At 42.2% G+C, this 21,778-nt stretch carries 14 protein-coding genes; all 14 read left to right on the top strand.

Translation table 11 applies throughout. The features are described 5' to 3' along the window. Positions 1–96: 96 nt before the first annotated feature. The 14 genes from NST58_RS24350 to NST58_RS24285 all read left to right on the top strand — a co-directional run bounded on the left by NST58_RS24350 (position 97) and on the right by NST58_RS24285 (position 21,637). Complete coding sequence (locus tag NST58_RS24350; RefSeq protein WP_339244464.1) at positions 97–1,677, top strand: glycoside hydrolase family 43 protein; 1,581 nt, start codon at positions 97–99, stop codon at positions 1,675–1,677. 38 nt (positions 1,678–1,715) lie between these two features. Beyond that, complete coding sequence (locus NST58_RS24345) at positions 1,716–2,474, top strand: SDR family oxidoreductase (RefSeq protein ID WP_076191942.1); 759 nt, start codon at positions 1,716–1,718, stop codon at positions 2,472–2,474. 326 nt (positions 2,475–2,800) lie between these two features. After that, positions 2,801–4,666: an LTA synthase family protein gene (locus NST58_RS24340; RefSeq protein WP_076191940.1), complete on the top strand. Its 1,866-nt coding sequence runs from the start codon at positions 2,801–2,803 to the stop codon at positions 4,664–4,666. Between the two features lie 47 nt (positions 4,667–4,713). Continuing rightward, positions 4,714–5,424, top strand: a complete 711-nt coding sequence (locus tag NST58_RS24335) for a glycosyltransferase family 2 protein (RefSeq protein ID WP_076192133.1) — start codon at positions 4,714–4,716, stop codon at positions 5,422–5,424. 229 nt (positions 5,425–5,653) lie between these two features. After that, positions 5,654–7,678: a beta-galactosidase gene (locus NST58_RS24330; RefSeq protein WP_179086288.1), complete on the top strand. Its 2,025-nt coding sequence runs from the start codon at positions 5,654–5,656 to the stop codon at positions 7,676–7,678. Between the two features lie 245 nt (positions 7,679–7,923). Then, positions 7,924–9,528, top strand: a complete 1,605-nt coding sequence (locus NST58_RS24325) for an extracellular solute-binding protein (RefSeq protein WP_076191938.1) — start codon at positions 7,924–7,926, stop codon at positions 9,526–9,528. A gap of 108 nt (positions 9,529–9,636) precedes the next feature. Further along, a complete protein-coding gene (locus tag NST58_RS24320) occupies positions 9,637–10,548 on the top strand; it encodes an ABC transporter permease subunit (RefSeq protein ID WP_076191936.1) in 912 nt (303 codons plus the stop codon). Between the two features lies 1 nt (position 10,549). Beyond that, complete coding sequence (locus NST58_RS24315; RefSeq protein WP_076191933.1) at positions 10,550–11,416, top strand: carbohydrate ABC transporter permease; 867 nt, start codon at positions 10,550–10,552, stop codon at positions 11,414–11,416. 58 nt (positions 11,417–11,474) lie between these two features. Then, the gene (locus NST58_RS24310) at positions 11,475–13,301 is read left to right on the top strand and encodes a sensor histidine kinase (RefSeq protein WP_179086287.1); all 1,827 of its coding nucleotides are present in this window, start codon (positions 11,475–11,477) and stop codon (positions 13,299–13,301) included. Position 13,302: 1 nt separating this feature from the next. After that, the gene (locus NST58_RS24305; RefSeq protein WP_256716535.1) at positions 13,303–14,061 is read left to right on the top strand and encodes a helix-turn-helix domain-containing protein; all 759 of its coding nucleotides are present in this window, start codon (positions 13,303–13,305) and stop codon (positions 14,059–14,061) included. A 43-nt stretch (positions 14,062–14,104) separates the two neighbouring features. Further along, positions 14,105–15,691: a glycoside hydrolase family 43 protein gene (locus NST58_RS24300; protein ID WP_076191930.1), complete on the top strand. Its 1,587-nt coding sequence runs from the start codon at positions 14,105–14,107 to the stop codon at positions 15,689–15,691. A 1-nt stretch (position 15,692) separates the two neighbouring features. Further along, a complete protein-coding gene (locus NST58_RS24295; RefSeq protein WP_076191928.1) occupies positions 15,693–17,036 on the top strand; it encodes a GH1 family beta-glucosidase in 1,344 nt (447 codons plus the stop codon). Positions 17,037–17,966: 930 nt separating this feature from the next. Beyond that, complete coding sequence (locus tag NST58_RS24290; protein WP_076191925.1) at positions 17,967–18,539, top strand: hypothetical protein; 573 nt, start codon at positions 17,967–17,969, stop codon at positions 18,537–18,539. Between the two features lie 32 nt (positions 18,540–18,571). Continuing rightward, entirely contained in the window at positions 18,572–21,637 is a 3,066-nt protein-coding gene (locus tag NST58_RS24285; protein ID WP_339244456.1) for a glycoside hydrolase family 3 N-terminal domain-containing protein, read from the top strand. The last annotated feature ends 141 nt before the right edge of the window (positions 21,638–21,778 follow it).

Here is a 21,778-nt window from a genome sequence, read left to right as displayed (position 1 = left end):
TTGGTCAATAAATTCCAGCGTCTCTAACATATAATGTATTCATAAAACTAGCCTGCTCATAGGGGGAAATACAAGCATTGCGAAGGAGAGAAATCAATGAAATTCAATAATCCTGTCATTCCAGGCTTTCATCCAGACCCAAGCGTATGCCGTGTCGGAGAGGATTATTACCTGGTCACGAGCTCGTTCGAATACTTTCCTGGTGTACCGATTTTCCATAGCAAGGACTTGGTGAATTGGCGTCAACTGGGACATGTCCTGACACGGGAAAGCCAGCTTCCTCTTGCCCGCCAACTGCCTCCAGGATGGTCACAAGGGATCTACGCACCTACGCTCCGCTATCATAGAGGCAGATACTACATGATTACGACGAACATTACACTACAGGAAACCTTTTTCGTATGGACGGAACAACCGGCGGGGCCATGGTCGGATCCCGTCTATCTTGAGGGATGGGGGGGAGTCGATCCGTCCCTGTTATTCGATGAGGACGGTACTGTGTATGTGACTGGCACGGCGAACTTCAACGGAGAGCATGCCGGCATTTACCAGGCTGAGCTTGACATGGAGACAGGTAAACTGCTGACAAAGAGAAAACTGATTTGGGAAGGTACCGGGGGCAGTCATCCAGAAGGACCCCATTTATATCAAATTAATGAATGGTACTACCTTATGGTTGCAGAGGGCGGTACGGAATACGGACATATGGAGACCATTGCACGTTCCCTTCATCCGTATGGTCCCTACGAGTGTAACCCTAACAATCCGATATTGTCGAATCGAAGTACGTCAAAGCCGATTCAAGCAACAGGCCATGCAGATCTCGTGCAAGCCGCTGATGGGAGTTGGTGGTCTGTATTTCTGGGTATTCGGCCTGTCGGGAATGCAAAGCGGCATCACTTGGGCCGTGAGACCAATCTGGCACCAGTATGTTGGACCGACGCCGGATGGCCAATCATCGGAAATAACGGGATTGCAGAGATCGAACACGACGCAGGCGGTCTGCCGCTTGGAGAACCTGAAGAACCGGAGAGCCGGGAAGATTTTAATGCCTATATGTTGTCACCTGAATGGAATTTCTATCGGAATCCAGTACCTGGTTCCTGGTCACTGACAGATCGTCCTGGATGGCTAACACTGAATGGACAGGCTACGACTTTGAATGACAAGGAATCACCTGCATTCATCGGACGCAGGCAGCAACACAAAAATTGCGAGATATCGGTCCTACTGTCATTTCGGCCTTTATCAGAAGGCGAAGAAGCTGGACTTACGATCTTTATGAACGAGAAGTTCCATTACGAAATCGCTAAAATAATGGATAAAGGACTAACGAAGCTTATACTTAGGAAGAGGATCGGAGGAATGATAAGCACTGTTGCCGAGATTGAATATGACGAGGAGACAGTTGTCTTCGGAGTTTCGGCAGATGAATTATGGTATACCTTTACCTATTCCAATCCAGGCAGCGAGCCCAAGCCGTTCGGTCAAGGCGAAGTTGCTTTTCTTACAAAGGAAATTACAGGCGGATTTACTGGCGTCTACGTAGCCATGTATGCAACCGGGAATGGAAAAGACGCGCAGTCACCTGCTTACTTCGACTATTTTGATTATGTTCCGCTGGAGGATAAGCCACTTGATATGTTTGCGGTGATGGGTATCAGCAGGAATAAGTAGAAATTTCTACGATTAGCTTATCATGAGGTTGGTTAAATATGAAGCTCTCAGGACAAGTAGCAGTTGTGACAGGGGCAGCGTCAGGCATGGGGAAGGCCATTGCTGAGCTCTTCGCCGAAGAAGGAGCCCAGGTGATCGTTTCAGATCTTAACCTCGATTCTGCGGCCAAGGTGGTGGAAGGAATTATAGCTAGAGGCGGGAATGCAATTGCAGTCGTGACAAATGTCGCCGTAGAAGAGGACGTCCAGCGATTGATCGATACTGCATTCAAAAAGTTCGGGACGGTGGATATTTTGGTTAATAATGCTGGAATAATGGATAATTTCGTTCCGGCAGGGGATATCACGGATGACTTATGGGATAGGGTATTTGCAGTGAATACGACCGGACCTATGAGGACCACACGCAAGGTTCTTCCTATCTTCACGGAAAAGAAGAAGGGAGTCATCGTAAATATTGCTTCCGCAGGAGGGCTCTTCGGTTCGCGTGCTGGTGCAGCTTATACCGCTTCCAAGCATGCAGTCGTAGGCTTTACGAAGAACGTCGGCTTTCAATATGCAAAACTCGGTATTCGCTGTAATGCAATAGCTCCAGGTGCCGTGAACACAAATATCGGTGCCTCGCTACAAGCGCCGAATCCATTCGGAGCAGAACGTGCCTCGATTGGAATGGCTATCAATCCAGGATTAGGACAACCAGAAGATATCGCGAAGGTTGCTTTATTCCTGGCATCGGATGATTCGAGCTTTGTCAACGGGACAACGGTTACGGCCGATGCAGGCTGGACAGCTTATTAGAACAACTTCTGGGTCGCAACGATCCGTATATCTGTGAAGCGACTGTGATTATAACTTTTGTTGCCAGGAAACATCTATCAAATGCGATTGATAAAAGTATCTTTTGCTTTTTTTTTGCGTGTGTGAAAAATATAAGAGGGCCTCTTTGAAGCGTTAGGTATTGCTTCAAAAGGGGCCCTATTTTGCATTTGCCCAAAGGTGCAGATCCTTTCTGCACCTTTGGACGATGTCAGAATTTATTTTGGACTATAAAATAATGTGTATAGTCTTCTAAAAAGCGTGTCGCTTAAAAGGTGAAATTACAATGATTTTAAGGGAATGGTATTATGGAAAACTTATTAAGACTAAGACACAAACTACTGTTCCAATTTAGTTTGATCTTGTTAATGAAGAGTGCGGTGGCCTGGTTTGTAGTGTTTAATGATAGTCCGAATTGGAATATGGTGCTGACAGAATTTCCATTCTTCATCATAGTATTCTGTCTAATTGAGTGGTTTGCGGCTAAACGAAAGCTCCTGTATTATATGATTGCTAATTTTTTGATTACGATAATCTACTTCGCCGTTCTGATGTATTACAAATACTACGGTGTAATTGCCACCTATCATGCCCTGCAGCAGGCAAAAAAAGTTACCAACGTAGGAGAAAGCACATATTCATTGATCTCCCCTTACTATCTCTTCATCTTTGTGGACATCTTATACTTTGTATTTGTTATGTTTTGTCCTAAGTATATTACCAGATGGAAGGAAAAAGGCTTAACCCGTATGAGCCGTAAGGCTCTGATTGGCATGATGGTTGTGTCTCTCGGACTCTGTACCTTCAATATCTGGCCTAACCATGCCAGTATGAATGAGATAAAAAAGGCAAAAAGTATGGGGATACTGAACTATGAAGTATATAAGATTATTGTAGACACTACCGGGAAGGAAGAACTCATTGATTCCAAAGAAATCACACAACAGGCCGTTGATCAGTTGAAAGGTATTGATAACCTGAGCGCACCTGAGTACTGGGGTACAGATAAAGGCAAAAACCTGATTATTGTACAAATGGAATCCTTTCAAAATTTCCTAATAGGGCTAAGGGTCGGTGGACAGGAGGTTACCCCTAATCTGAACAAGCTGGCTAAGGAAAACACGTACTTCAGCAGCTTTTATACGAATGCGGGCCAAGGGACAACCTCAGATGCCGAGTTTGTCGTTAACACCTCATTTTATGTACCTGAGAATGAACCAGCTACCTCATCCGAATATATGAACAAAGCATTGCCGAGTCTGCCACGACTGCTTGGCGGTAATGATTATTTCACAGCTACGTTCCATACCAACAATGTCGACTTTTGGAATCGTAAGGATTTATACAAAGCCATCGACTTTGATCAATATTATGACCAGTCCTTCTACGGAGACGAGGATCATATCGCTTTCGGTTCTTCGGACGAGATGCTGTTTGCCAAGACCATACCGGAGCTAGTAAAGATGGATAGCCGGGATCAGCCTTTCTATGCCATGATCATCTCTATGAGCGCGCATCATCCCTTCCATATCCCAGAAGAGAAATACAAAATGGAATTGCCTAAAGATTACGAGGGGACACTGCTTGGAGAATATATTAGGGCCCAGAATTATGCGGACTATGCAATGGGTGAGTTTCTGGAAGAGCTGAAGACCAGAGGACTTTGGGATGATAGCCTGGTTGTATTCTACGGTGACCATCAGGGTGTTCCAATGTATAGCCTTACCGGGGAGGAAAATGATCTGATAAAATCGCTAATCGGGCATGAATACGGCTATACAGACATGTTCAACATTCCGTTCATTGTTCATTCTCCCGGCGCGAAGCTTCCATCCGTTATGGAGGGTACGGGTAGTCAGATCGACATTATGCCGACGTTAGCCAATCTGCTCGGCGTATCTATGCAGAATCAGCTGCATTTCGGTCAGGACCTGTTCAATCAAGAGAGTAATTTGATCCCCCTCAGACACTTTTTACCGACAGGGTCTTTCGTGAATGAACAGAGTATTTATGTCACGGGCAATGATTATACCGATGGGAACAACTACAGCTTAAGTGACAACACGATTACTACGAACGGTTCGAACGAAGCGCAGTTTGCCACGGGTCTGCATTTGCTCGAGCTGTCCAACAGCTATCTGCTTCAACTGCCGAATGATGGAGAAGAAAAATAATGCGGAGCTGTTTTTCATCATCCAATTCAGAAATTGAGGTGTTCCCAATGATCTATCTTTCAGTCGTCGTGCCTGTCTATAACGAAGAGGAAAATATATACGATCTTTATTTGAGTATCACTGACGCATTGAAAGGAAAGATTGAAAATTATGAAATCGTGTTGGTGAATGATGGAAGCAAGGACCGAAGTTCTATACTGTTGAATGAAATCGCCCGGATGGATTCAAATATAAGAGTTATTCATTTCCAAAAAAACCACGGGCAAACGGCAGCCATTTATGCCGGAATAAAAAGTTCCAGAGGGGAGTTAATTACCCTTATGGATGCCGATTTACAGACAGATCCCCGGGATATCTTCCGGCTGATGCCATTTATCGATAAAATTGATTTTGTAAACGGAAGACGCATAGATCTAAAAGATGCCAGACTTAAAAAAATATCCTCTCGTATCGGAAATCGAATCCGTAATTGGATCACTGGAGAAGCGATTTATGATCCTGCATGTCCCCTGAAACTGTTCACGCGAGAAGTGGCAGATAGCTTTCATTTATACAATGGGATGCACCGTTTTCTGCCGACACTAGCCAAGATGAACGGGTTCTCTGTTATTGAAGTAACGGTAACCCATCAAAAAAGAAAACACGGTGTATCTAAATATGGGATTTTGAAGGGGAGCTATACGGTTTTCATGGATGCCATAGTTATTGGATGGCTTAAAAAAAGAGGGATTATATACCAAGTTAAGGAAAGAACATAATAAAGTTCATTGAGATTACGCCAATAATTCTCTTCTAAATACATTTGATGGAGGATTAGTGTGAGGTGTTTTGAACAGAATCTATTAAAACTCAGGTGAAAATTAAAATCAAAAAAATACCCTAGAAAGTCCCTAACTCTGTCAGTTATAAGTATGTAAGCGCTCTGTTATTATGTGAAAGGACGATTATATATTGAAACTAGACTATTAAGTTAATGAGGTGAAACAATTGATTAATGTAGGAACGAACTACCATCCGCATGATTGGCCTCGGGAACGCTGGCCAGTTGATATTCAATTGATGAAGGAATCCGGATTCAATCTCGTTCGCTTGGGGCATCTATGTTGGGACAGCTTTGAACCTTCGGAAGGGAATTTCACGTTCGAATGGTTTGATGAAGTGATGGAACTATTTGCGGAAGCTGGAATCAAGGTTGTGCTTGATATTGCAACTCGTCCTGCACCGACTTGGTTGCACAAGAAATATCCAGGAATTGACCTTTCGGATCGAAACGGTAACCGGCTTGCTGCAGTTCATCGGTATATGGATGATGTGGGAAATCCGGATTTCCAGAAATATGCCTACCGTTTTGCCGAAGTAATAAGCAAACGCTACGCAGATGCTCCAGCCCTTTATGCATTGGGACTATGTAATGAGGTGGGTAGCGGAACGCCGAGCTTCTCAGAAGAGGCACGTCGGCGTTATGTGGGATGGCTGAGAGAAAAGTATGTTACGATTGAGCACTTAAATCTTTGCTGGGCTGCGCATCGATGGTCACGCAAATTGAACAGCTTCGAGGATGCAGAGTTCCCTGTGGCAGGTGCGATGAATGGAGCTCCAGAGAGAATGCTGGACATGTGGCGGTTTTTCTCGGACGAACAGCTAGTTTATCTAAAGGGATTAAGGGATATAGTCCGCAGGAATGCCCCGAATGCCAGAGAGTCGACCAATCACTGGGGAGAACATCCAGGCTATGGATTTGATTATTTAAAGGCTTATAGAAGCACATTTGATATTCCAGGAGTTGGATTTTATCCTGGTGTCAATCCGGAAGATAGAAACGCTCTTCACGGAACCTGCTTTACAATGAACCATAGGATAGGCGAGATGGACAAGCCAATTTGGTGTCTGGAATTTCAAACAGGGTCGTTTGGGGCATATGCTCCACCAAAAGGTGTGCTAAGAATGTATGCCTATCTGGCTTTATTATTTCGTGCAGAGACTATATGTGCCTGGACATGGCGATCAATGTTGGGTGGTGAAGAACAATATTTTTACGGATTGTTGGACCATGATGGTCTCCCAGGAAGAAAGCTGGATGAATTCCGGCAGTTCACTTCTGAACTCGATAAATTAACTGATTTGGGATTACCCTATATGCCAAATCCCGAGATCGCACTTGCCTATTCTTATGAAGCTTTCAAAGTCTCCGAAAATCAGAAGGCATACTACAAAACTGCTTATCTGAAACAAGTTATAACAACGTATCAGGTTTTGATGGCAGACAACACAGAGTGCAATGTTGTGAATTTGCGGAAAATTGAAAAGGATTACAAGCTTCTATTGATTCCCGGACATTGCATTATGGACGAAGCTTCTGCCCAAGCGGTTCGTCAATTTGTGGAAAAAGGCGGAACGGTTATTATGACAGCGTATTCTGCTAAAGTAGATGAAAATAACCAGGTGTTCAGCTCAACTTTGCCGGGCAGACTCAGCGATGTATTCGGCATCCGTGCGGGTGCATTTGAACGCCCGATTTATCATACTTCCGATGCGAACGAAGGCGGACTTCAGAAGGAGCGGATGAATCTCCGCCGTGAATCGCCACGGATCCGCATGGGCGACAAAATTATGGATACACCAATCGATTATTATGAGATTCTGGAACCTAACACGGCAGAGACCTGGGCTGTATTTACCGATATTGACCGGGAATTACCGGCTGTTACCGCAAATAATTATGGACAGGGGACAGCCATATATACAGCTGTTCCTGCACAAGCAGATGTTCTGCAAGCGCTGCTTGAGGGTTGCTATGAAAGGTTGGATATCCGGAAGGGAATTACTACTCCGGACGGTGTCGTTGCCCGCCAAATGGGTAGTTCGGAAATTTATGTAAATACGACTGCTTTGGAGCAGACTGTAATCTTGCCCGCGAAAGCCCATAGCTTATTTTCAGATAATGTAGTTGAAGGCGAAATGGTGCTGAAGCCTTATGGCGTAGAGGTTCTTGAACATTCGGACCTCACCTAAATATAGTCAACGGTACAACATGATGTTATATAATTCCAACAAGCCGGAGCGCAAATACACCGGCTTGTTTCGGTTTTGGTGAATAAAGTAAGCGATTTCTTAAATCCTAAAAACACCTGAGTAAAATCCTAAATCTCCCGGTTTAAGCATTAAGGCTAATAGTATAATCTAAATGCAAGCGCAATCATTAACGCTATTAAACTAAAAATTGTGCTAAATAAAATTATCAAAGGGGGAACATATGGATGCTTAGAAGAAAAATTCTTAGCACTATGATGATTACAGTGTTATTACCCGGTATTATTGCTGGCTGCTCTTCGAACAACAATAACGGGAATGCTAAGTCAACAAACAGTGCTCAAACGACCAATGCAGGAAGTACACAGGGGCCAACAGATAGTAAAGTCGTTGATCTTGAAGTTTGGTGGCCAAATACTGGCTATAAGGGAATTGAGAAAGATAGTCCGTTATACAATCAATATGCCGATTTACTTGGTGTTGGTGTCATTAGCCCCTATGTAGAATGGAATGGCGGCACTGACTACTTGAACACTCTCAATATGAAGATTGCTGCTGGTGAAATGCCAAACGTATTTCTTCCATGGAATGGAAATGAAACCGATCTTGCCAAAAATGGTGCTATTGCAGATTTGACAGACTTGTTGCCTGAATATGCACCGAACCTATGGAAGCTAATTCCTGAAGATGTGTGGAATGTAGTTAAAGCAAATGACCCGACAGGACAAGGGAAAATTTACTGGATTCCAGGTATTAAAGGATATGAGAGAACAACGGGTATGATCCGTAAGGACTGGCTGGACACTTTAGGGTTGCAAATTCCAAAGACTCAAGATGAATATGTGAATGTTTTGAAAGCGTTTAAAGAAAAAGATCCAAACGGTAATGGTACAGCGGATGAAGTTCCTACCGGTGGCAGACAAAATGCCCGGTGGATGGATCACCTATTCAATATGTATGGTGTGGCTATGGTCGAGGGATATCCAGATTGGGATATCTATAATGGGGAATTAACATACTCGGCTGTTTCACCCAATATGAAGGATGCTCTTGCTTTTATTTCCAAACTCTATAAGGAACAGTTAATGGATCAAGAGACATTTCTTAATGACAAAGCTGCTTGGGATGGAAAAGTGGATGGGAATCTAGTAGGAAGTTATTTTCAATGGGCTGAGACATCCTATCTCCATCTTGGTCTCATTGAACAATCTACTGGTGTGAAGGCAGACTTCTCGGTACTTCCGGTTCTTGAAGCTCCTGGATATGAGGGTCAAGGTTTTATTACTACTAAGCAAGTGGGGAATCCTGAATGGGTGGTAAGTGCTCAACAAGATGATGAACACCTGAAGGCGAGTTTAAAGTTTCTTGATGGTATTGCTGACCAATCCAAATGGATGGACATTTACTGGGGAGCGGAAGGCATGCATTACAGTGTAGTAGATGGTAAAAAAACCAAATTACCAGATGATAAGAGTACTCAGCAAAATCGTCTAAACTCATACGATCAATTTGGAAACATTGAATTTAAAGAGCAATTGTTGACTGAATCAGCATCAGAAAGCGATAAATGGCAATTTGAACAAAGCATTCGGAACATGAAGGATCTTCAGCAGTACGTAAAAATTATTGCTGGTGATGGTTTGCCTTCTACCGTATATACCGATTATCCGGATATCAAGAATAATACACTCTGGTATGAATATGCGACAAAAATTATTATCGGAACCTATTCCATCGATAAATTTGATGAGTTTGTGGATAAGTGGAATAGTTCTGGTGGTGAAGAGGTAACAAAAAGAGCAAGAGAATGGTATGCCAAGCTCGAAAAGTAACGGAAGTAAAAAATAGAAACTTAAGGAGAATGGGCAGTTTGATTGCTATCGGATTGCCCTTTTCTTTCTTAAAACAAATAAATAAACAGGATGGAGTGGAGAATCCATATGCAAGCTACTGGTCGATTTTATCAGCATGCGCGAAAATGCTGGCCGTTGTATCTCATGGCTTTGCCTGGGTTGGTTTTTTTCATTGTACTACGCTATATTCCTCTTGGAGGATCTATTATCGCTTTTCAAGATTATTCCTTATTTAAAGGGATAGCTAACAGTCCTTGGGTTGGTTTCAAGCATTTTAAGATTTTGTTTGATTCTCCTGATTTTTATCGTATTTTTGCGAATACGCTGATTCTCGGCTTTTTAAAAGTCGTTGTCATATTCCCGGTACCGCTTATACTGGCTCTTATGATTAATGAAGTCCGGGCAGTACTGCTGAAAAAAGGGATTCAAACTGCACTTTATATCCCGCATTTTTTATCATGGGTAATTATCGCCGGTATTGCCTTCGACATGTTTTCATTAAATGGGATATTTAATACGGTACGCGATTGGTTTGGTTATGGACCGAACCTGATTATGCAGGATGAACGTTATTTCCGTTGGATCTATGTATTCACTTCTATATGGCGGGAGGCTGGCTGGGGAACAATAATCTATTTGGCGGCTATCAGTTCTATGGATCCCCAGATCTACGAGTCAGCCACTATTGACGGGGCTTCTAAAATGAAACAGGTCCGGCATATTACATTACCTCTTCTACTACCAACCGCATTAGTACTTTTCTTGATTAATCTTGGAAGTTTCCTTGATTTAGGTTTCGATCAAGTGTTCACTTTGCTTACACCAATGACGTATTCCGTTGGAGATATTATTGATACTTACGTATATCGGTCGGGTATTCAGGAAGCCCGTTACAGCTTTGCTACAGCAGTCGGTCTGTTCCAGGCCATTATTGGATTTGTACTTGTTTATGTTTTCAACCGAATTTCAAAAAAAGTTACGGGCGGGGGGTTGTGGTAATATGTCAATGTCCTTTAGTGAAAAAGTCATTCAAAAATGCATCGTTGCTTTTCTAATTATATTATCGGGAATTGCTCTGATTCCCCTAATTTCAGTTTTGTCCGTTTCATTCAGTTCAAGGGTTCCGGTAGAACTGAACCAGGTGACGATTTGGCCGAAAGGGTTTACACTGGACTCATGGAAATACGTACTTGACCGGCCAGATCTGTGGAGATCATTCGGGGTTACGGCAGTTGCGACAATTGTTGGGACCGTTCTAAGCTTATTGATCACCGCGCTAATGGCCTATCCACTCACTAAAAAAGAGTTTACGATAGGAAAGGTTGTCATGGTCGCCGCAGTTATAACCATGGTATTTAAGGCTCCGCTAATTCCATACTTTTTGACGATGAAAAATATTGGTCTGTATGATAATCCGTTAGTTCTTGTTATTCCGCATATACTTACTGCGTATAACCTGATTATAATGCGGACTTTTTTTCAGGAATTCCCTCATGAGCTTGAGGAGGCTGCTGTTGTTGAAGGGGCGGGATACTTCCGGTTATTATTCAACATTGTGCTTCCGTTGTCCAAAGCCGTACTTGCCACACTTGGATTATTCTATGCGGTGACGCTTTGGAATCAATTCCAGCATCCGCTAATGTTCATCCAGAATCCGGACTGGTATCCACTGCAGATAAAAATAAGACAGTTTATTACAAGTGACAACGAACTGCAAATAGTGGGTAATATGTCACAACTGAACTACAGTGCCAGAACGCTTCGTGCAGTTACCATTGTGTTTGCAATTGTCCCGATCTTAATGATTTACCCTTATTTACAGAAGTACTTCACTAAGGGTGCAATGCTGGGTTCCGTAAAAGGATAAGTTGTAACTCGTGCGCTGTCGCCCTACTGTTCATTCTAATATGAAAGCGGGAGACAGCATGATAATTAGCGCGATACGCCGACGGATTGGTGAAATGAAGCTACGGAACAAGCTGATGTTCAGCTATTTCGTGGCTTCCATCATTCCGATTATCGTAATCAGTTTTACTATCTACCATTTATCCGCAAAAAGTGTGGAGCAAGCATCCAAGGAATTTGCTTCAATGTACATTTCACAGGCGACCACGAACCTGAATGATTTCGTAGACAAGTCCAATAGGATAACTCGTTCGGTACTTCAGGAAACGGATATTATGGGTATTATGAATAACCGCAGTCAGTTAACAATGGAAGATTCGATTGAGACCCAAAAGGTGATTTCAGGATATTTTGGACAGATGTCTATGGAATATCCAGAGATTGAAACAGTGATGCTGATTAGTGCAGATGGGAAAATTTATGATTATACCAAAGCTCCCGATAAGGTGAATACAGATCGGTTGGTGGAGCAAGTCTGGTATAAACACATTCGGGGATCCGAAACAGCATTGTTTATTACCCCTATACATGATAAAAGTTATTACGGAAATTCAAAAGGAGATGCCACATTTACGGTCGGAAGGATACTCCGTAATTATAACGGGTCCTATGCCGGGATGATTTTACTTGATATGGACCCTGTCCATCTGATTAATCTGAATGAGGATTTCCTAATGCTTGGCAACCGTTATAACATCAAGATGATTATCACTAATGATGAAGGCGAGTTAATATATCATTCTGACGGTGCCACTGGGAAGAAAGCATGGAAGGACATTATTGACGACAAGTACTTTGCTGATCTTTCTAGGAGCGGGCAGGACAATATTGTGTTGTCAAAAGATGCGTATGACGGACGACTGCGGATTAATACAGAGATTCCACTAAAAAATCTTCTGGCCACAATTAATAATATAAAACATGTGACAATATGGTCGATCATAGTGTTCCTGTTTTTCATTGCACTGCTTTCAATACTGTTCAGCTATAAGATCACCAAACCTGTATTAAACCTGAGGCGCAGTATGAAGCAGGTGGAGATTGGAAATTATACGTCGCTTATTCAGGCTCCAGTGGCTAATGATGAGATCAGTAATCTGGTCAAAAGCTATAACAAAATGATTATAAAAATCAAGGAGCTTATCGAGGATGTCTACCTCGCAGGGTTAAAGCGCAAGCAGGCACAGTTTCTCGCCCTTCAGGCACAGATTAATCCGCATATGCTTTACAACACTCTTGAATCAATCCGGATGAAAGCCGTGGTCAAAGAACAAGACGACATCGCCGAAATGATAAAAATTTTAGCCCGTATGTTCAGACATTCTCTAGGCAAACAGCGTGAATACAATCTGGTAAAACATGAGGTAGAATACGCTGCGAATTTTTTATTTCTGCAGAATATCCGTTACGATAACCGGTTTGTGCTTGATGTTCGCTTAAGCGATAGAGTGCTAGGGACTCCCATCATTCCACTTGTTTTTCAGCCAATCATTGAGAATAGTATTAAACACGGCTTTCATAATTATGATAGTCAACTGCATATTACAATCGAAGAGGAGATCACAGAGACTGGAGATGTCTTGATTCGAATCACGGATGACGGGTATTCCATGACCGCCGAAAAGGCGTTTGAGATTAATGAACTTCTGTGTTTATCTGATTTGGGCGGAATGTATCAAAATACCGATGATGGAAATGGTGAAGGTGGAATTGGTCTTTACAATATTGCAGAACGTATCAGACTACAGTATGGAGATACTTATGTTCTAAGAGTACGTTCCGATGAAGAGGCAGGAACAGTTGTTGAAATGCGAATCCCACTTCAAGATTCATCAAGGGGGAACTGAGTTGAACTATACTATGGTTTTGGTGGATGATGAAAAAGGGATTATTGATGGGTTAAAGGTCATAATACGACGTTATCTACCACAATGTGAAGTTATCGGCTGTGCTTACGATGGAGACGAAGGGTATGAGCTTGTGCGTCGCTTACAGCCCCAAATTGTAATTACAGATATCCGAATGTTGCATGTAGACGGACTAGAGATGATAGAGAAGCTTAAGAAGGAAAGTGTAGCCTGCAAGTTCATTATCCTTAGCGGGTATGCTGAATTTGAGTATGCGCGTAAAGGGATGTATCTGGGCGTACGATATTATTTGAATAAGCCTATTGAGGAAGAGGAACTTCAAGACTGTACGAATCAAATTATCAAGGAAATTGAAGAAGAACGCGTTCACGGTGAATTGCTCGCTAAGTATCAGCCACCGGCTAAGGATTCTTTTTCAAAAAAGGATATTATTACTGAGATTAAACAGTACGTTGCCGATAACTTTAACAATAATATAAGCCTTGCAGATTTATCTAACCGGTTCTATCTGAACCTGAATTATTTAAGCCAACTCTTCAAAGAAAAAACGGGACAGAATTATCTCGAATATTTGACGCAAGTCCGGATGGAGCGGACGAAGGAGTTGCTGACCGAAACCGATCTGAAAATTTATGAAATTGCTCAGATGGTGGGCTACAGCGATCCGACCCATTTTTCCAAAGTGTTTGAACGAGCAGCCGGGTGCAAGCCAACTGAATACAGGAAAATTCATAGTTAGAAGTTTTTAAACGCTGATACCATATGTATAAGGAGTTGTCCTCATGATTGAAAATCCAATACTATCAGGTTTTAATCCGGATCCATCTATTGTTAGAGTTGGTGAAGATTATTATATCGCAACCTCAACATTTGAATGGTTTCCAGGAGTACAGATTCACCATTCAAGAGATTTAAAGCACTGGCGGCTACTTACCCATGTTCTTACAGAGGAATCACAGCTTAATATGGTTGGAGATCCCGACTCCTGTGGAATCTGGGCCCCTTGTTTGACATATGATAATGGGCTTTTTTATTTGATTTATACAGATGTAAAGAGCCGATTAGGTGTGTTTAAGGATACTCATAACTATCTCGTCACAGCAAAGTCTATTGAGGGTCCCTGGTCCTCACCTGTCTATCTGAACAGCAGCGGTTTCGACCCGTCGTTATTCCATGATGAAGATGGACGGAAATGGCTTGTCAACATGCTATGGGATCACCGCGCTAAGCACAATTCATTTGGGGGTATCGTCCTTCAAGAATATAGCATACAGCAGCGAAAACTAATCGGCGAACGGAAAAATATTTTTTTAGGAACTCCGATTAGATCCACTGAAGCACCCCATTTGTACAAGCAGAACGGTTATTATTATTTGTTAACCGCTGAAGGCGGTACCAAATATGATCATGCCGCAACGATGGCGCGTTCTAAAAGTATAGAAGGACCTTATGAGGTAGACCCGCAAAACCCCATTTTGACTTCTTCAAACCGGAAAGAGTTATATCTTCAAAAATCAGGCCATGGCTGTATAGTGGAAACTCAAGCAGGAGAATGGGCTATGGTACATTTAGTGGGAAGGCCTGTAGCTGATGATTTTTGCATCCTTGGTCGTGAAACAGCAATTCAAAAAATGGAGTGGAATGATGAGGGCTGGCTGCGGATTAAAGGCGGGGGTAACGCTCCGATTTCTATGATTCATGAGTTCTCTTTGCCGGAGCATACTTTTCCTGATGAACCGGATACCGATCATTTCAACAGCAGCAAATTAGGAATCCATTGGAATACGCTGAGGCTGCCGGCAGATGATACATGGCTTACACTAACAGAACGTCCTGGATATTTGCGCTTGAGTGGAAGAGAATCGTTTAATTCGAAGCATCGCCAGAGTCTTGTTGCCCGTCGCCAGCAAGGGATAAACTGTGAAGCGGAGACTATGCTGGAGTTTCAGCCTGATCATTTTCAGCAGATGGCTGGGATGGTATTATACTACGACACTCAAGACTATGTATATTTGCGGATCAGCCGTGATGAGGTGCTCGGCAAATGCCTTGGGCTTGTCCGCTGTGTAAAAGGTAAGTGGGAAGAAATTTCGGATGCAGAAATTTCTATCGAGGAAGCCGAATACTGCAAGTTAAAAGTCGTCATCTTTGGCAGGGAAGCCTGCTTTTATTACGCTATAAATGATGGAGAATGGACGCCGATTGGTCCGAAGTTGAATATTCTGCATCTTTCAGATGAGGGTGGAGAATTTATAAGGTTTACAGGCAATTTTATAGGTCTCTGCGTTCAGGATTTAAGTGGTACAGGCAAGCATGCGGATTTCGATTATTTCCGCTATACCGAACACACACGTGAAGGAGGTAATTAATTTGGCAATCATTAAATTCCCCGATTCTTTCCTCTGGGGAGCGGCTACGGCAGCCTATCAGGTTGAAGGAGCCTTTAATGAAGACGGCCGGGGATTGTCTATATGGGATACTTTCGCACATATTCCGGGAAATACGCATGATGGGGACAACGGAGATATAGCTTGCGACAGCTATCATCGATATGAAGAGGATATCGCACTTATGAAGGAGCTTGGCATCCAGACCTACCGATTTTCGATTTCCTGGCCGAGAATTCTGCCGAATGGAACGGGTGAAGTAAATGCTAAAGGTCTTAACTACTATCACCGCTTGGTCGATAATCTGCTTGAGAATGGAATTGAACCTTTTTGCACCTTATATCACTGGGATCTTCCGCAGGCTTTGCAGGATCTGGGTGGCTGGAAGAACCGTGATACTATCGACGCTTTTGTCCGGTACTCCGAAATCATGTTCAAGGAATTCAGCGGCAAAATCAAGTACTGGGTAACCTTCAATGAACCTTGGTGTGTATCCTTTAAAGCTCACTACGAAGGAGATCAGGCACCGGGTGAACAGAATCTGCAGAGTGCCATTGACGTTGCCCACCATATTATGATCGCTCATGGAAAGAGCGTTCAGCGGTTTCGCCAACTTGGCTTGTCCGGACAAATCGGGTACGCTCCCAATGTCAGCTGGCGTGAACCATTCAGCTCTAGACAGGAGGATATAGAAGCCTGCTACCGCAGAGTGGGCTGGATGGTAGAATGGTTCATAGACCCTCTACTTAAGGGTGAGTATCCGGAGTTTATGATACAAGCCTTTGCAGCTAAAGGAGCACATGTGCATATTCAACCTGGTGATATGGAATCAATTAACCAACGGATTGATTTTCTCGGTATCAACTATTATATGGGATCGGCCGGACGCTATAAAAAAGGTGAAGGCTTATTTGATATGGAAGACATTGATGAAGGCTATGAACGTACCGATTTCAACTGGCCGATCTATTCACGCGGCTTCTATAAAGTCCTAGTACATATTACAAAGCGTTACGGACCCATCCCTATCTATATTACCGAGAATGGGGCATGCTACAATGATGAGCCTACCTTGGGCAGAGTTCATGACGGGAAGCGGATTGAATACTTGCGTAAACATCTGATTCAACTCAGTCGGGCAATAGAATCCGGTGTGCAAGTAAAGGGATATATTACTTGGTCTCTAATGGATAATTTTGAATGGGCTTCCGGCTACAGCAAACGTTTTGGGCTGATCCACGTGGATTATAACACGCTTGAAAGGACGAAGAAAGACAGTTTCTACTGGTACGAAAAACTAATAGCTAAAGGGTGGCTAGAAACTTAACTGTTGGTTCTTACTGCCAGCAAGCCCCGATGGAACAAAACCCAAAAATAGCGCTTCTCCATTAACGGAGAGGCGCTATTCTACTACTAACTTTATTGATTTTTTAGGATAGACATTATAAATTAATAAGTTTTAAAATTCTTTACATATAGGTTTTTTGAAAGCTTTTTGGATTTGTAATAAAGATAGTAAAAAAATGAGAAATGAATGAGTGAAATTAAAACACTGGGTATATAAGCATTGTGAATACCTAGTGAATATCCAATAACTATATCATAAAGGTGTATGCAGTACGAACTATCCCAAGCTGAATTGGAGCAAAAGTTTGATATGCAATCTTTGTAGCAATAAAAGAAGCACTCCATAATAAAATGGCTGTGATACATGCTAGGAAATATAAGTGAGTCGATGGATTCTTCTTCATTAAGCACCCTTCTTTATAAGCCACTTCTGCAGCATCTTTATTTTCGCTTATCTTATCAGAGACAATTGAAAAAATCCAATAAGTAAACTGAACTTGATTGGGTGGGTTCTACTAATGTCGAAATAGAGCATAGATAAGCTCTTTTTCATCTGTGAAATCCACATTTGAACAGTTTTTATCTTATATCAACTAAAAGTCTATACCCTTAAACTTTTAGTTGATATGTATATATGCACTAGTGTGTTAAATTCGATTATGTATTAAAGGTGATTCATTACATGAAATTAATTACAGGAGATGGTGAAAGGGAGGAAAGCATGTTATAAAGGGAAGCATATAACGGACGGAGTAATTTGATTCGTATGAAAAAAGGGGAAAATTTATAAGATGCAATTTTTTCCATTAGAAATTATGTTTGTCAGACAGTAATCAAAGATAGGTAATGATGTAAGCGGTTAACAATCTGTTTAAATGTTCCTTAAAATTTAAAAACACGGAGGATTTTTATGAAAAATATAAAGGGTTTAAAAACGCGGTTTATGGCAATTGTGATGGTTGCAACTATGGCTCTAGGACTTGCAGCCTGTGGTGGCGGAAGTAAAGATATTTCCGGTACTTATTCCATTGACTATACGACTGAGCAACTTTCAGGGAATTTATCTAGTAACGGATATTTGATTGCTATCAATGCTACGCAGAAGAACACTTTGGTTCTGAACAAGGATGGAAACTATGAATACACCAAAGTTGTTAGCGGAGAAACGGCAAAAGTTGCTTTGACTTATAAGTTTACTGGTAGCTACACGAACGACGGTACTGCGGTGACTTTGAAAGTACCGACTGATGTGGAATTCAATGAGGACTGGGGACAGCTAAAAGAAGCTGGCAAAACGAACTCTGAAGGCAAAGCTTCTGAAGGCGCGACTGTGCAAAAAGCGGAAGGTGTAAGTATTGAACCTTCGAAATTCTTCTCATCACCGTACTATGCTGAGAGCGAAGCCAAAGATGTAGCAATTACAGTTGATACCGATAACGATTCATTTACTTTTGCTGAAGCAACTAGCTCTGATGATGAATAACGCACGCGAATTAGAAAAAGGAGGATTATTCTGTGTCAAGTAAAAAAAGGATGAAAAAAAAGCCCTATCTGATCCTATGGTCTAGTGTGTATATTGTTATTTTATGCGTAGTCGTTGCGCTTAATAGTGTGGCTATTTATTGGGATAAGGCTTTAGGCGAATTTATGGGGACGGTTGGGGAAGGTGTTACTTCCTCGGGTACTTCCGAAGTGGACACAGAGTACTATAAAAGTGAATATAGCTCCACTGATGAATTACACAAAGCACAGCAGACACTTGCTGAACAGATTGTTGGGGAAGGTACCGTATTATTAAAGAATGATGATGTTTTGCCTTTACAATCCGGTTCTAAAATCAGTTTGTTCGGGCTGTCTTCTTCTATCGGGGCAGCGTCCGGTTCGGGTTCCGGTGAAGTTAGTGAAGCTTTGGATAATTCATGGAGTAAGTCCATCGGTGATGCAGGTTTTGAAATTAATGAAACGCTATTAAATTTCTATGCAAACTCCGGACATAAGCGCGGCATTGGTACTGCGGCAAGTGATGGTACCGCTAAAGGTGAGTGGAAAGTAGATGAAGTTCCTCAAGCAGAATTCACACAAGAAGTAAAAAACAGTTATTCTGCTTATAAAGATGCGGCGGTGGTTATCTTCTCACGCGGAGGCGGTGAAGGCGGTGACTTACCTACAGAGATGTCCAGACATGAAGGCTCTTCCGACGAGAGTTATCTTGAACTTGATTCGAACGAACGTGACCTGTTGAAAGCGATTAAAGATGCAGGCTTCGAAAAAACAGTAGTTATTATTAACAGTTCCGGTGCTATGGAACTTGGTTTTGCGGATCAGGAAGAATTCGGAGTTGATGCTTGCCTTTGGGTGGCAGGAACAGGTGCTACCGGTATTAATGCAATGGGTAAAGTTCTATCAGGTGAAATCAATCCATCCGGCAGATTGGTTGATACCTATGTATACGATAATTTCTCTTCTCCTGCTATGCAGAACTTCGGTGATTATCGTTACGCTGATGCAAGTGGCAAGCTTACAGATTATTCCTATGTGAACTATGGAGAAGGTATTTATGTCGGCTATAAATACTATGAAACCAGATATGAAGATGTTGTCATGGGAACGGAAAATGTAGGAGATTATAATTATGATTCTACTGTGAAGTATCCGTTTGGTTACGGATTGAGCTATACAGATTTCAAATGGAGTGATTACAGTGTTACCCCGAATGGGGAAGATGTCACTGTAAAAGTAACAGTAACCAATACAGGGAAAGTTGCAGGTAAGGATGTTGTAGGAATTTATTATCAATCACCCTACACTGATTATGATAAAGAAAACGGAATCGAAAAGGCCTCTGTAAATCTTGTTGAATTCGCGAAAACAGGACTGATTGAAGCGGGGCAATCCGAAACCATAGAAATATCCTTTGGCAAAGAAGAAATGGAATCCTATGATGCGAAGGGAGCAAAAACATATATTCTAGAAGACGGTGAATATCATATTACAGCAGCTCCTGATGCACATGCTGGGGTGAATAATATTCTTGCTGCCAAACAATACACAACGGATAACGGAATGACACAAGCTGGTGATGCTGCTATGGTTGGCACATACACAGTGAATGAATTCACTAAGCTGGACAAATCCGCCTCTGGCGGTACCATTACTAATAAATTTGATGAAAGTGTTATCAGCGATTATACCTATCTCACCAGAAGTAATTGGAAAATGATGGATAACGGTGCTCTGACCTATGCTACCGGAACCATGCAAGGGGTATCTAATGTTACAGACGCAGCAGGTACTGTTGGGACTATAACTGCAGACGAGAATACACTAGCTGCTCTGAAGGAGACGGGTCGAGCTGCTTCGGGAGTCCCTGAGGGCAACAGTTATCCGGAATCTTCAACTTATACCTATGGAACAGACAACGGTTTGGAATTAGTTGATTTACGAGGTAAGGATTATAACGATCCGATGTGGGATGATCTGCTTAATCAAATGAAACTTTCTGAAATGCACTCTTTGTTTGGCAAGGGTGGTTATGGTACATCTGAAATACTCAGTATCAACAAACCTAAGACATTTGAATACGATGGACCATCCGGGATTGCTAACTTTATCTCTGGAGAGAGCAGTTTCTCATTCCCGGCTGAAATTGTTTTGGCGGCTACCTGGAATGTGGAACTTGCTGAGCAGATGGGGAAACTCATCGGTGAAGATGGTATTAGTACAAAGACAAGCGGTTGGTATGCGCCAGCTATTAATACCCATAGAACACCTTTCTCTGGAAGAAACTTTGAATACTTCTCAGAAGATGGTATTCTTTCAGGGAAAATAGCGGTAGCTGAAGTTGGTGGCGTTCAGTCTAAGGGAGTTTATGTATACCTGAAGCATTTTGCACTCAATGATCAAGAAACAAATCGTGCTGCTAATGGTCATGTAGCGACCTGGTCAAACGAACAAGCAATCCGGGAAATCTATCTCAAGCCATTCCAGTATGCGGTAGAGAGAGCGGATGCCCACGGTGTTATGACAGCACTCAACCGTATTGGGACGAAAATGACAAGCGGACATTATAACCTTCTTACAGATGTTTTAAGAGGGGAATGGGGCTTCAAGGGTGTTGCTATAACGGACTACTTAAGCGGTCAAACTGGTGGATCTGTTGACATGATGCTCTCTGCAGGTATGGATTTAGTGCTTGCTACTGCTGCAAACACACTTTCGGATGCAAAACAGGATTGGAGCAGATACGAGCTTAGGGAGGCAGCACACAATGTGTTGTATAATACCGTAAATAGTCTGGCAATGAACGGCTTTGAACACGGTTCTGACTATAAAGCAGGTACTCCTGTTTACAAAATTATTCTTTATGCATTTGACTTGTTAGTGGCTGTAGGTATTCTATTCGGAATAATTTCAGTAGTGAAAAAAGTAAGAATGACTGATGAGCAATATGCAAACCGTAAGAGAATGAGCAAAAAGGCAAAACGTATCCTTTGGATAGTATTCGGTATTGCCATTGTTACTATCGCCATTGTATTCTTTATAGTTGTCCTGCCGCTCCTTCAAAAAGCATTTTTAATGTAGCTGTAAGTACGTAAAAGAATAAATAAAAAGCGCAGGCTGTAATTCACATTGGTGATTTGCAGCCTGTGTATATTTAATGAGAGGTTTTGCTTAAGATTGGATATTAAATTCCGGAAAGGAGGAGTATGTAATATATCTGCA

It is taken from the genome of Paenibacillus sp. FSL R10-2796, assembly GCF_037965315.1.
In the GTDB taxonomy this organism is placed as follows: Bacteria; Bacillota; Bacilli; order Paenibacillales; family Paenibacillaceae; genus Paenibacillus_AQ; species Paenibacillus_AQ odorifer.
This window is presented reverse-complemented; position numbering and strand designations above follow the sequence as displayed.